The 12,043-nt window shown below is 36.0% G+C and carries 10 protein-coding genes; 4 read left to right on the forward strand and 6 right to left on the reverse strand.

Features of this window, described 5'->3' with window-relative positions:
- Positions 1 to 257: 257 nt before the first annotated feature.
- The 5 genes from C8N37_RS06725 to C8N37_RS06745 form a co-directional block, all read right to left on the reverse strand.
- Positions 258 to 929 (reverse strand): OmpW/AlkL family protein, encoded by a 672-nt coding sequence (locus C8N37_RS06725; RefSeq protein ID WP_108158187.1) that lies wholly within the window; start codon positions 927 to 929, stop codon positions 258 to 260.
- Between the two features lie 197 nt (positions 930 to 1,126).
- The gene (locus tag C8N37_RS06730; RefSeq protein WP_108158188.1) at positions 1,127 to 2,797 is read right to left on the reverse strand and encodes a glutamine--tRNA ligase/YqeY domain fusion protein; all 1,671 of its coding nucleotides are present in this window, start codon (positions 2,795 to 2,797) and stop codon (positions 1,127 to 1,129) included.
- A 171-nt stretch (positions 2,798 to 2,968) separates the two neighbouring features.
- Positions 2,969 to 3,613, reverse strand: a complete 645-nt coding sequence (locus C8N37_RS06735; protein WP_108158189.1) for a carbonic anhydrase — start codon at positions 3,611 to 3,613, stop codon at positions 2,969 to 2,971.
- Between the two features lie 96 nt (positions 3,614 to 3,709).
- Entirely contained in the window at positions 3,710 to 5,248 is a 1,539-nt protein-coding gene (locus C8N37_RS06740) for a SulP family inorganic anion transporter (protein ID WP_108158190.1), read from the reverse strand.
- A 100-nt stretch (positions 5,249 to 5,348) separates the two neighbouring features.
- Positions 5,349 to 5,681, reverse strand: coding sequence for a hypothetical protein (locus C8N37_RS06745; protein WP_244914358.1), 333 nt, complete (start codon positions 5,679 to 5,681; stop codon positions 5,349 to 5,351).
- Between the two features lie 220 nt (positions 5,682 to 5,901).
- Between C8N37_RS06745 and C8N37_RS06750 the strand changes: the two genes are divergently transcribed.
- The 3 genes from C8N37_RS06750 to C8N37_RS06760 all read left to right on the forward strand — a co-directional run bounded on the left by C8N37_RS06750 (position 5,902) and on the right by C8N37_RS06760 (position 9,198).
- Positions 5,902 to 7,443, forward strand: a complete 1,542-nt coding sequence (locus tag C8N37_RS06750; protein ID WP_108158191.1) for a helicase HerA-like domain-containing protein — start codon at positions 5,902 to 5,904, stop codon at positions 7,441 to 7,443.
- 55 nt (positions 7,444 to 7,498) lie between these two features.
- Positions 7,499 to 8,410: a nucleotidyltransferase family protein gene (locus C8N37_RS06755; protein ID WP_108158192.1), complete on the forward strand. Its 912-nt coding sequence runs from the start codon at positions 7,499 to 7,501 to the stop codon at positions 8,408 to 8,410.
- Between the two features lie 107 nt (positions 8,411 to 8,517).
- Positions 8,518 to 9,198, forward strand: coding sequence for a TIGR02117 family protein (locus C8N37_RS06760; RefSeq protein ID WP_153195314.1), 681 nt, complete (start codon positions 8,518 to 8,520; stop codon positions 9,196 to 9,198).
- Positions 9,199 to 9,373: 175 nt separating this feature from the next.
- Here C8N37_RS06760 and dnaK read toward each other — a convergent pair whose 3' ends face one another.
- Positions 9,374 to 11,275 carry a molecular chaperone DnaK gene (gene dnaK / locus C8N37_RS06765; protein WP_108158193.1) on the reverse strand — a complete coding sequence of 634 codons (1,902 nt, stop codon included), beginning with the start codon at positions 11,273 to 11,275 and terminating at the stop codon, positions 9,374 to 9,376.
- Between the two features lie 211 nt (positions 11,276 to 11,486).
- Between dnaK and C8N37_RS06770 the strand changes: the two genes are divergently transcribed.
- Positions 11,487 to 12,038: a thioredoxin family protein gene (locus C8N37_RS06770; RefSeq protein WP_108158194.1), complete on the forward strand. Its 552-nt coding sequence runs from the start codon at positions 11,487 to 11,489 to the stop codon at positions 12,036 to 12,038.
- The last annotated feature ends 5 nt before the right edge of the window (positions 12,039 to 12,043 follow it).

Genomic DNA, 12,043 nt, shown 5'->3' on the forward strand with positions numbered 1-12,043 from the left:
CGCTAATATGAAAGAAAAAGGACCCATATGTCTATGTTGCTGATCTGAGGAAAATGTATAAAAACATATATCTAGGAGTGAGCCATTAAATGAAAGAGACCAGAAATTATAACAAAATACTGGTCTCTTATTGTTTTAGCTATAACGTGGTTATTTATCAGTGTTATGCTGTTAAAATAGATAACTGACAGCATTATATAGCAAATGTCAATGTTTAATAATCATTTAAACAACATATTACCCCTGTAGATTATTTGTTAAAATTTTACTCCTACACCAAAACCCAGAAGAAAAGGATTGATATTTACCTTTGCAGGAATATTTAATCCAGTTGCAAGGTTACTTGCATCCACATTGACATCTGTTTTTAGAAGGATGTGTTTCACATCAAGATTGACAAATAAATTTTTTGAAATGCTAATGTCAACACCCAATTGAGTGGCTAACCCAAAAGCATTATCGTATTGCACATTTTTAACTGTATTTCCAGCATTCTCATTGTAAAATATAGTATAGTTCGCTCCAACTCCGATATAGGGTTTAATAGATGGAGTAGGATGGAAATGATATTGAACAGTTAAAGTCGGTGGTAATAACCAAACACTACCCAAGTCAATTTTATTATTGGTACTACCACCAATAGCTGATAAATCCGAATTTGTGGTGGATACTTTGTGTTTTGTAGTTCCGAGGATCAATTCTGCTGCGATGTTTTTGTTAAAAAAATAAGTGAAATCCAGTTCAGGAATTAACTGACTTGAAATAGCAACATTTCCTCCAATCGTGGATACATCAGCATTTTCGATAGGGACAACTCCTACACCTCTAAGACGTATCTGCCATCTATCAAAGTCTCTAGTTTCTTGTGCCTGACTTACTCCTAATCCGAATAATAAGCATGCAGCAGTTGCAAAGAATAACTTTTTCATATTTGAATGTGTTAATTGTGATTATTCAAATATAAAGGGGCCACAGCTTTAAATATGTGACAAAAATCAAGAGTAGCTATGAAGGTAATTACTTTCTAGATCGGCTTAAATATCGATATTGATCATTAGTGATTCTACTTTTTTATTGAAGATGACTTCATAAAAAAGGGAAGCTATTGCCTCCCTTTTTTATGTTATTATTGACCTTTTTTTACTTCTTTGGCCCAAGAATCTTTTAGCCCAACCGTTCGATTGAAGACCAAGTGATCTGGCGACGAAGAGGTATCTAAAGTGAAATATCCTAGTCTGATAAATTGATATCCTTTTCCCGGTACCGCATTTAACAAATCAGGTTCTATATATGCTTTGCTAATTTTTAAACTATCGGGATTGATCGATTCTTTAAAATTTTCAGAAGCAGCAGGGTTTTCATCGTTAAATAAACGATCATATAATCTAATTTCAGTTTCCTTAGCATGTGGAACAGAAACCCAGTGAATGGTACCTTTTACCTTCATTCCAGAAGTATCTTCTCCAGATTTTGAATTAGGGACATAAGTACAATGCACTTCTGTTACTTGACCATTTGCGTCTTTGACGAAGTCATGGCAGGTTACGATATAGGCATTCTTTAAACGTACAGAAAGACCTGGTCCTAAACGGAAAAATTTCTTTGGAGCATCTTCCATAAAGTCATCACGTTCGATCCATAACTCATTTGAAAAAGGAATCATACGAGAACCTTCACCACCTTCAACCTCAGGGTTATTTTCACCATGTAACTCTTCTATATGGTCAGTCGGAAGATTTGTGATCACTAATTTAATAGGATCCAAGACAGCCATTCTTCTCCATGCTGTTTTATTCAAATCCTCACGAATACAAAATTCTAACAAACTCACATCAATCATGTTTTCGCGTTTAGCGACACCGATTTTATCACAGAATGCACGAATACTCGCTGGTGTATAGCCCCTTCTACGCAAACCAGAAATTGTTGGCATACGGGGATCGTCCCAACTTTCGACAAATTTATCATTGACTAATTGCAACAACTTACGCTTACTCATCACTGTGTAAGTCATGTTAAGGCGAGCAAATTCATATTGCTTTGATGGGTAAATCTCTAATTTTTCAATACACCAATCATATAACGCACGATGAGGAATAAACTCTAATGTACAAATGGAATGTGTGATTTTTTCGATCGAATCTGATTGACCATGTGCAAAATCATACATCGGGTAAATACACCATTTGTTTCCAGTACGGTGATGATGTGCATGTTTGATGCGGTACAATAAAGGATCACGCAAATGCATATTTGGATTAGCAAGATCTATTTTAGCACGCAATACTTTTTCACCATCTTGGTATTTACCATCTTTCATTTCTTGAAAAAGAACCAAATTCTCTTCAACACTGCGACTGCGATTAGGAGTAGGAACTCCAGGTTCAGTTGGTGTACCTTTGGCCGCCGCAATCTCTTCGGCAGTACTATCATCTACATAAGCCAAATCTTTTTTGATTAGGTCTACAGCATATTGATATAAGGTATCAAAATAATCTGAAGTATATAATTCCTGTGCCCAGCTAAAGCCAAGCCATTGAATGTCGTGTTTAATACTTTCAACATACTCTGTATCCTCTGTAACAGGATTAGTATCGTCAAAACGTAAGTTAGTCTTGCCATTATATTTCTGACCTAAACCAAAGTTTAAGCAAATAGATTTAGCATGACCAATGTGAAGATAGCCGTTTGGCTCGGGAGGGAAACGCGTTAATACACGTCCATCATGTGCCCCATTACGAAGATCGTCTTCGATAATTTCTTCAATAAAATTTAATGATTTCTCCTCGTTTATCATAATACAAAGTTAAGTATTACTTCGAATTATCCGTAGTAGTTCTCACATTTTAAAGTAAGTTGTTTCAATAGAAAAATTACTATTATATACAAGCTGTAACTAGGAAGGGTAGAGGGGCGGAAAATGGATTTTATAATAGAAAAAGGGTCAGTTGCCCGACCCTTTTCAATGCTATTTATAAGAGAATACATCTCCAAGATCTTCATTACTGGTAAAAGTACAACTCAGATCTGTCAGTTCACCTGTTCCGATGTTAATGACCATTCCATGAACGGCAAGATCATTTCTATCTTTCCAAGCATTTTGTATAATGGAAGTTGTACATAAATTGAACACCTGCTCTTGTACATTTAGTTCAATTAATCTGTCTACTTTTTTGTCATGATCCTCTATAGCGTCTATTTCAGCCGCATGTAAACGGTAAACATCTTTAATATGGCACAACCAGTTATCAATGATACCAAATTGATTGCGACTCAATGATGCAGCAACACCACCACAGCCATAGTGACCAGCGATTATGATTTGTTTTACTTTTAAAACATTGACCGCATAATCCAGTACAGATAGCATGCTCATGTCTGAATGTACACACATGTTTGCAATATTACGGTGTACAAATACTTCTCCAGGCTTAGTACCTGTGATTTCATTTGCTGGCACCCGACTGTCTGCACAACCAATCCATAAAATTTCTGGATTTTGACCTTTTGCTAATTGTTGAAAACGACCTGATGTATCATTCTTAACAAAGTCCATCCATTCGCGATTTCCGTCTAAAATTTTTTTAAATCCTAATTCTAAATCTTTTTCCATTTTATATATATATATTAATACAGTTCATATTTAATTGAGCTGCATGTTTTATCCCTGATAGGATACAAATCTCGTTAATTAATTGTTTTATTTTTATTATTTTTTCTTGTATTCAACATCTGTCAATTCAATGCGCTTTCCTTTGGTCAAGGCATTTTGTTGAAAATCTTTAATAACTTCAATGACATCTTTATCAATGAATTTACTTGCAGTACCATTGATAACAATCAAACCAACAGATTTAGGAAGGCTATAAAGCTTTTGTTGAATAGGCGCTTTATTTAAAAAAGATACCTCTTCGGCCAAAGTGATGATAGCTTTGTCGCAGTCATTTTGTTTTACGATATCAAATTTAAAAGCATTTTGCATATTTGCTTTTAAGATATAAAAAGTAGCTACAACAAGTCCAATACCAACACCCATCAATAAGTCTGTAAATACAATGGCTACAATTGTTGCGAAAAATGGAATAAATTGATCAAGTCCTTTTTTATACATCGATGTAAACAAAGCAGGTTTTGCCAATTTATATCCCGTTTGCAATAAAATTGCAGCTAAGCATGACAACGGAATAAAATTCAATACATTAGGTATGATTAAGATAGCCAGTAATAACCACATACCATGCAATAGGGCCGACTGTCTCGTTCTACCCCCAGCATTGACATTTGCAGATGAACGTACAATGACAGAGGTCATCGGTAAGCCTCCCAATAAACCACTTGTAATATTACCAACACCCTGAGCGATCAATTCCCGATTTGTAGGTGTATTTCTTTTAAATGGATCAATTTTATCCACCGCTTCAATACTTAAAAGTGTTTCTAAACTGGCAATAATTGCAATAGTAAAAGCGACTATCCAGACCTCCTTATTGATGATTTGTGTAAAATCTGGGAGTGTAAATAGTCCAGTAAATTCTGCAAATGAATTGACAATAGGTACAAGGACAAATTGTGATTCAGCCAGTTGGAAACGTGTGCCATTAAAAGCAAATGACAAGCCTATGCCCAGAGCAACTACAATTAATGGAGCTGGGATCTTGTTTAGCTTTGGTATTTTAGACCAATAGATTAAGACTACCAATGATAGTATACAAATGATAAAAGCGCCCAGACCAATGGAAGATATCAATGTGTCGGTGAATGCTCCGATTCCATGACCATTATCAAGTTCAAAAGCATGGGTTTCCATCATACCAAATGCCAAAGGAATTTGCTTCAATATAATGGTGATACCAATTGCGGCAAGCATTCCGACGATAACAGAAGAAGGGAAGTAATTGCCTATCATGCCAGCTTTAACTATTCCAAGAATCAATTGGATAATACCTGCAATAACTACAGCTAATAAAAAAGTCTCATAGGCACCGAGACTCTGAATAGCGCCCAAGACAATAACCGTAAGACCAGCTGCAGGGCCACTGACGCTCAAAGGTGATTTACTGATAGAAGAGACGACGACACCGCCAATTACTCCTGTTAACAATCCTGCAAACAATGGCGCACCAGAGGCCATTGCAATACCCAAACATAGTGGAAGTGCTACTAAAAACACTACAACACTAGCGGGTACATCATATTTTAAGTCTCTTTTCGATAGTTTTAGAAAAGCAGACATACGAGTTCCAAACATTAGTTTCTGTCTAAAAATGTTACCTGATATTTTACCATATATTCCTCTAATCAGACTTGATTAAAGTTGATGTCATGCCGAATGGCACATAAAGGGAGAATTAGCAGTTAGGAGGCGGCGTAGGAACAGAAGGGTGGAATGCGCGAATACATTTTTCATTTTTCAAATAATGTTTTTGCTTTCCATGATTATCAGTAATGATGGCTAAGAAATTCGATTCTTCTGTTTTAGCATTAAAAAACTTTGAACCAGATTCATTACTATCACTGTGTGCACCATTGTTGTTTTCAATTTCTAATTGGAGCACAATTTGAAGAATTGTGTTTTGATCTAATAAAGAAGAAAATATAGGCGTTATCGATATGCTCATCTTTACGAAAAAGATTAAAGCACATAATAGAGCGGCGATATTTCTAATTTTTTTGTTAAACATTTTTTTTCAAAACTGTATCTGTACCTTTTTTAGAGTATGTAAAAATACATTTTTCATGTTAAAAAATTATTAATTTTTTGAAAAAAAGCCCTTGCTGACAAAAAAATTACAAAGACTCAATATTTCGTTCTATATTTAATCTAAGAAATATAATTTGTAAAAGGCGGGGGTATTTTAAGATTAAGGACTGGTTCCTTTATAAAAACTAGTATATTAAAGAATGGAAGATCAAGCATTATTTATTGAAAAAGTAAAAGCATCCTATAATCCAAAAGGTACCTATATTTATTTAGGAGCGGGTATTTTAGATGGAAATATTCTTGCAGAAGCCCAGGTTAATTTGGCTTTAAAAATGATGAATCGTCATGGTTTGATTGCTGGGGCAACTGGAACAGGTAAAACACGTACGTTGCAATTGATCGCAGAACAGTTATCCGACAGTGGAGTTCCTGTTTTCATGTTGGATGTAAAAGGTGACTTATCTGGGTTAGCTGTAGAAGGACAGACCAATCAAGCTCTAATTGATAGAGGAAATGCTGTTGGCGTTTCATTTCAGCCCGCTAGTTTTCCCGTTGAATTGTTTTCATTGACAGGAAATAAAGGTACCACTATGCGTCTTAAAGTATCCGATGTTGGTCCGATTCTATTAGCACGTATTTTGGAATTGAATGATACACAAACTGGAGTTTTAGCCGCAATATTTAAATATGCGCAAGATCACAATATGCCCTTAGTTGATTTTAATGATATTAAAAAGTTATTAAGTTATTTGGCAGATGGTCCCGGCAGTGAAGAGATTAAAGATGATTATGGGAAAATAAGTAAATCAAGTTCTGGAACTATTTTACGTAAAATAGTGGCGATAGAACAACAAGGAGTAGCCCATATATTTGGCGAGAAGGAATTTGATATTCAAGATTTATTTCAAAAAGTAGATGGTAAGGGTGTTATTAGTTTATTGAATATTTCGGATGTTCAGGATCAGCCTGTGCTATTTTCCACTTTTTTATTAAGTATTCTAGCACAATTGTTTAAAAATCTACCTGAGGTAGGAGACTTGGATAAACCAAAATTGGTTTTCTTTTTTGATGAAGCCCATCTGTTATTTAAAGATGCTTCAAAAGCTTTTATGACACAAGTCGAGCAAATTGTCAGATTGATTCGTTCCAAAGGAATCGGTGTTTTCTTTTGTACCCAATCGCCGACAGATGTTCCAGAAACTGTTTTAGCTCAATTGGGTAATCGTGTTCAGCACGCTTTACGTGCTTTTACACCTAATGATGCAGAGAACTTAAGAAAGACCGTTAAGACTTATCCAAAATCAGATTTTTATGCTATTGATCAAATCTTGACATCATTAGGAACTGGACAGGCATTGATTACGGTGTTAAATGATAAAGGTATTCCCACGGAAGTTGTGGCTACGCATCTTGTCCCAGCTCGAGCTGTAATGGGACCTGCAGATGCGGTTACTTATGATCAGCTTTTGAAGCAGTCTGATCTGTATACCAAATATCAGCAGCGCGAAGAAAATCGTTCCGCAGCAGAGATAATCGATGAGAAAATGCAAATTGCAACACAGCAACAGGAGCAATTGAGTCGTGAAAAAGAAGAAGCAAAGCGTTCAAAAAGTACTTCTAGAAGACAGACACCATTAGAAGCAGCACAAAAAACGGCAACAACTACCTTAGCTCGTGAGGGTGTCAAGCTGTTAGGGAAATTAGCAAGTGGTTTGTTAACAGCATTCTTTAAGAAAAAGTAATCTAATATGTATATATTTGCAAAAATTTAAACTAGAAACGACCTAGAAATTGGATATGAGTAAACCAACTTTATTAATTTTGGCAGCAGGTATGGCTAGCCGTTACGGATCATTGAAACAGATCGATGCTTTTGGGCCTCACGGCGAAACTATTATTGATTATTCTATCTATGATGCTATCAATGCTGGATTTGGCAAAGTAGTATTTATAATTCGTGAAGAATTTTTAGATAAAATGAAAGAGGTCTTTGACGAAAAATTGAAAGGAAAGATTGAAGTAGATTATGCTTTCCAAGATTTTGATTTAAAGAAATATGGTATTGACCGTGAAATAGAGCGTGCTAAACCTTGGGGTACTGCACACGCTGTATTGAGTGCTAAAAATAATGTCAATGAACCTTTTTGTGTGATCAATGCTGATGATTTTTATGGTACAGACTCCTACCAAAAAATGGCAAAATTCTTAACAACCGAAGTATCAGATGAGCAAATGGCGTTAATGGGATTTCAAGTAGGCAATACGCTATCCGATTATGGTTATGTATCTAGAGGCGTTTGTGAGGTAAGTCCTTCTGGACATATGGAAAGTGTAACAGAACGCACCAAAATTTATTATAAAGAACTTGAAGGTGAGAAAAAGATTGTCTTTGAAGAAGGCGATGTAATTACCGAGTTAGATCCAAAAAGCCGCGTATCTATGAATTTTTGGGGTTTCACTCCGAAGGTTTTTGAAGTTGCAGAAGGCATGTTTAAAGATTTCGTTGAAAAAAATGCGGAAGACCCTAAGTCAGAGTTTTTTATCCCTTCTGTAGCCGATTATTTGGTGCAAACTAAGCAAGCCGATTTTAAAGTTATCCCCACTTCATCAAAATGGTTCGGTGTTACCTATAAAGAAGATAAGGAAATTGTGCAGGCGTCGATTTTGAAATTGATCGCCGATGGAGCATATCCAGAAAAATTATTTTAAGATATAATCATAGTATTTTTCGTAAACCCGTAACAAATGTTGCGGGTTTTTTTTATGTTTGAATATTAGGAAGTATTTTCATCCTAGGAGTCAAGTCCATTATAAACATGAAAAAAATATTGAAAGTGTTATTATATATTCTGATCACTATAATCGTGATCGCCTTTGTGTACTGGCTGTCCGAACGCATTCTTTCACGCATGAGTGCGCATAGGGAACCGTCTATGATTCCTAAACAGGTGACTGTGTACATCATGTCCAATGGTGTTCATACAGATCTGGTATTACCTGTTAAAACCAATCAGATCGATTGGTCTGTTTTGTTTCCATTTCAAAATAATAAGGGAAAAGAAACAAATTATAGTTATATGGGAGTGGGATGGGGTGATAAAGGCTTTTATTTAAATACTCCAGAATGGAAAGATCTAAAAGCTTCTACTGCATTTGTTGCTGCGACCGGTATTGGGGAGACAGCACTTCACGTAACTTATCATAACGAAATAACGGAAAGCGAGCTCTGCTTTAAGTACATGATTGATACTGTACAATACCAGTCCCTCATTGATTTTGTAAAATTGTCTTTAGAGTATAATGATGAAAATAAACCAATTGTAATCAATACGAATGCACAATACGGAGATTCAGATGCTTTTTATGAAGCAAAGGGGTCCTATAGTATGTTTTACTCGTGTAACACCTGGACGAATGAAGCCTTAAAAAAAGCAAATATGCCAGCAGGTATTTGGGCAACATTAGATAAAGGTATATTGAGCCACTACAAAAAGTAATGGTATTGATCAAACGACCATTTAGCAGTTGATTGAAACCTTTTTTGTCGTGCTATGATATCAGGATTGATACATGCACATTATACTATGACAAAGTATGGATCTGATAAAATAAGTTATAAAAAAAGCTCGAAGACTAATCTTCGAGCTTTTTAATATTGGAGGAGAAGTTAGATTACTTAACTTCTTCGTATTCTACGTCAGTTACGTCATCACCACCTTGGTTACCGTTGTTTGCTTGACCAGCATCACCTTGAGGTTGTGAACCACCTTGTGAGGCCGCATACATCTCTTCAGAAGCAGCATTCCAAGCATTGTTCAATTCTGCAGAAGCAGTATCGATATCAGCAAAGCTTCTAGCTTCAAAAGCTGCTTTTAATTTTACTAAACCAGCTTCGATAGGCGCTTTTTTATCTGCAGAGATTTTGTCTCCGTATTCTTTTAATTGTTTTTCTGTTGAGAAAATCAAAGCATCAGCACCATTGATTTTGTCAGCTTCTTCTTTCATTTTTTGATCCGCTTCAGCATTTGCTTCAGCTTCCTCTTTCATTTTTTTGATTTCTTCGTCAGATAAACCAGATGAAGCTTCGATACGAATATTTTGCTCTTTTCCAGTTGCTTTATCTTTAGCAGAAACTTTGATGATACCGTTTGCATCGATGTCAAATGTGACTTCAATTTGAGGCACACCACGAGGAGCAGAAGGGATATCATTTAAGTGGAAACGGCCAATCGTACGGTTTTGAGCTGCCATTGGACGCTCTCCTTGTAAGATATGGATTTCAACAGATGGTTGATTGTCTGAAGCAGTTGAGAACGTTTCCGATTTTTTAGTAGGAATAGTTGTATTCGCTTCAATTAATTTAGTCATTACACCACCCATTGTTTCGATACCTAATGATAAAGGAGTAACGTCTAATAATAATACGTCTTTCACTTCACCAGTCAATACACCACCTTGAATAGCAGCACCTAATGCAACAACTTCATCCGGGTTAACACCTTTAGAAGGCTCTTTTCCGAAGAAAGCTTTTACTGCATCAACGATTGCAGGAATACGTGTAGAACCACCAACTAAGATAATCTCATCGATATCACCTGTGCTGAATCCAGCATTTTTCAATGCAGAACGACAAGGATCGATTGTACGTTTGATCAAGTCAGCAGCTAAGCTCTCAAATTTAGCACGTGATAATGGGCGTACTAAGTGTTTAGGGCCTGTAGCATCTGCAGTGATGTATGGTAAGTTGATCTCTGTAGAAGTTGTGCTCGATAATTCAATTTTAGCTTTCTCAGCAGCTTCTTTCAAACGTTGCAATGCCATTGGATCTTTTTTCAAGTCAAAGCCATTGTTTTCGTTTTTAAACTCATCATTCAACCAGTTGATGATTACGTTGTCAAAATCATCACCACCTAAGTGAGTATCACCATCAGTAGATTTTACTTCAAATACACCATCACCTAATTCTAATACAGAAACGTCATGTGTACCACCACCACAGTCAAAAACAACAATTTTCATGTCTTTGTGTGCTTTATCTAAACCATAAGCTAAAGCTGCAGCTGTTGGTTCGTTGATGATACGTTTGACAGTTAAACCAGCGATTTCACCAGCTTCTTTAGTTGCTTGACGCTGTGCATCATTAAAGTATGCAGGAACTGTAATAACAGCTTCAGTTACTTCTTGACCTAAGAAATCCTCTGCAGTTTTCTTCATTTTTTGAAGAATCATAGCCGAAATTTCTTGAGGCGTATATTTGCGGTCGTCAATTTCTACACGTGGTGTATTATTGTCGCCTTTTACTACATTGTAAGGTACATGTTGCGCTTCTTTTATAGACTCATCATATGATAAACCCATAAAGCGTTTAATAGAATAAATAGTTTTAGTTGGGTTTGTGATCGCTTGACGTTTTGCTGGATCACCAACCTTACGTTCTCCACCTTCAACAAAAGCAACGATAGAAGGTGTTGTACGTTTACCTTCATTGTTAGCAATAACTACCGGCTCGTTACCTTCCATTACAGCAACACATGAATTGGTCGTACCTAAGTCGATTCCTATTATTTTAGACATATTATATATATTTATTTTTTACTAATCTGTTTGTATATCTACCCTAATCAACCCTTGTGCCAATCATTTTGTTTGCTTGAAATTGAATGAAATTAGCAATATAACGTCAGGATTGGTGACAAACTGTCATTTCTGTGTTTCTTTGTTATGTCTGAATTGTACAAATGGCAAAATTTTGTCATATTGTGTCCCTAAATAAAAAAGCTATTTTATGCAGTTCGAAGAATACATATCTTATTTTCAAACCATATTAGACAATCCTCAGCAATACGAAGGCTATCAGGATGAAGAAATTTTAACCTATACGAAGCTGAATTGGTCGCGTATGAACCGTTGGTTGAAAAAATTTGAACCAAATGCTGATACCATTTCTTTTATCAATGGTATATCAACAAAGCAACATTGGATTTTGATCACAGAACCTTGGTGTGGAGATGCGGCTCATTCAGTGCCTATGATTTACCAATTGGTCAAAAACAACCCAGCTATTGTATTGGATATTCAATTGCGTGATTCGGAGCCTTATGAAATAGAAAATTACTTGACCAATGGGGGCAAATCTATTCCTAAACTAATCGTTCGTAATGAACAGGGAGATGATGTTGCTGTTTGGGGACCACGCCCTCAAGGATGCACAGATTTATTTGTCATGATGAAAGACAGGGGAGCTGAATTTCATGAGATCAAAGAAGAAATTCAAAAATGGTACAATCATGATAAAGGAATTGCGATACAGCAAGAACTAGTAAGCATACTATCCTGATCAGA

It is taken from the genome of Sphingobacterium faecium (assembly GCF_003054045.1).
Classification (GTDB): Bacteria; Bacteroidota; Bacteroidia; order Sphingobacteriales; family Sphingobacteriaceae; genus Sphingobacterium; species Sphingobacterium faecium.

Bases quoted from the DNA above. Each gene is read 5' to 3' on its own strand.
- C8N37_RS06740 (WP_108158190.1), bottom strand. From the start codon at position 5,248: ATGTTTGGAACTCGTATGTCTGCTTTTCTAAAACTATCGAAAAGAGAC.
- C8N37_RS06730 (WP_108158188.1), bottom strand. From the start codon at position 2,797: ATGATAAACGAGGAGAAATCATTAAATTTTATTGAAGAAATTATCGAA.
- C8N37_RS06755 (WP_108158192.1), top strand. From the start codon at position 7,499: ATGAGTAAACCAACTTTATTAATTTTGGCAGCAGGTATGGCTAGCCGT.
- C8N37_RS06750 (WP_108158191.1), top strand. From the start codon at position 5,902: ATGGAAGATCAAGCATTATTTATTGAAAAAGTAAAAGCATCCTATAAT.
- C8N37_RS06725 (WP_108158187.1), bottom strand. From the start codon at position 929: ATGAAAAAGTTATTCTTTGCAACTGCTGCATGCTTATTATTCGGATTA.
- dnaK (WP_108158193.1), bottom strand. From the start codon at position 11,275: ATGTCTAAAATAATAGGAATCGACTTAGGTACGACCAATTCATGTGTT.
- C8N37_RS06735 (WP_108158189.1), bottom strand. From the start codon at position 3,613: ATGGAAAAAGATTTAGAATTAGGATTTAAAAAAATTTTAGACGGAAAT.
- C8N37_RS06760 (WP_153195314.1), top strand. From the start codon at position 8,518: ATGAAAAAAATATTGAAAGTGTTATTATATATTCTGATCACTATAATC.
- C8N37_RS06745 (WP_244914358.1), bottom strand. From the start codon at position 5,681: ATGTTTAACAAAAAAATTAGAAATATCGCCGCTCTATTATGTGCTTTA.
- C8N37_RS06770 (WP_108158194.1), top strand. From the start codon at position 11,487: ATGCAGTTCGAAGAATACATATCTTATTTTCAAACCATATTAGACAAT.